The organism is Aequorivita todarodis (assembly GCF_028561335.1).
GTDB lineage: Bacteria > Bacteroidota > Bacteroidia > Flavobacteriales > Flavobacteriaceae > Aequorivita > Aequorivita todarodis.
The window spans coordinates 1-666 of the sequence record NZ_JAQQTG010000022.1; the positions used below are offsets into that span (position 1 = coordinate 1).

1 protein-coding gene is annotated in these 666 nt (G+C 38.9%); it reads right to left on the reverse strand.

What is annotated here, in order from left to right:
- Positions 1-247: 247 nt before the first annotated feature.
- Positions 248-547, reverse strand: coding sequence for a GIY-YIG nuclease family protein (locus POV26_RS10490; protein WP_272856429.1), 300 nt, complete (start codon positions 545-547; stop codon positions 248-250).
- Positions 548-666 lie beyond the last annotated feature (119 nt).

Here is a 666-nt window from a genome sequence, read left to right on the forward strand (position 1 = left end):
GTTGTAGGATTGAAAATTGGTATTCATATCTTTGATTGTCAGTACTTAAAGATAAAAAATAACCAATTTTTAAGCAAGCTTTTTAATAGAAAAAGCCGCCCCAGGTTTTGAGACGGCTTCTTTTTTTTATAGTCGGAATTTTAAAAGTGTCCTAAAAGAAAAAGATGTAAGCTGATCGGATACCTAAAGAAAAATCCCCAATGTCTTTCAACAATGGGGATTCTGTACTGATGGCGGGTCCCGATAGCTATCGGGATGAACCCGCACCATATTTTTCGATAAGTGAGGCCACCATCTCAGGATACTTTTTCAAGTTCTCAATATATCTTCGGCTTTTCATGGACTTGATGTGCTTTTCTATTTTCCGTGCCTGTTGATAGCCCAAACCATTTATTGCTAAATATAAAGTCCAGTCCGAAGCCTTTCTCGTATAGGAATCGAAATAGGTTTTGTCCAAATGCCTTTGAAAACGTTCCGTGAAATCCAAACAGCTACCTGTATAATAGCCATCGGTCGATTTGGAATATAAGATGTAAACCGTTGCCATACACTAAAAATAAAAAATCCCCAATGTCTTTCAACAATGGGGATTCTGTACTGATGGCGGGTCCCGATAGCTATCGGGATGAACCCGCACCATATTTTTCGATAAGTGAGGCCACCATC

Excerpts from the sequence above, each read along its gene's own strand:
- POV26_RS10490 (WP_272856429.1), bottom strand. The coding sequence starts at position 547 with ATGGCAACGGTTTACATCTTATATTCCAAATCGACCGATGGCTATTAT.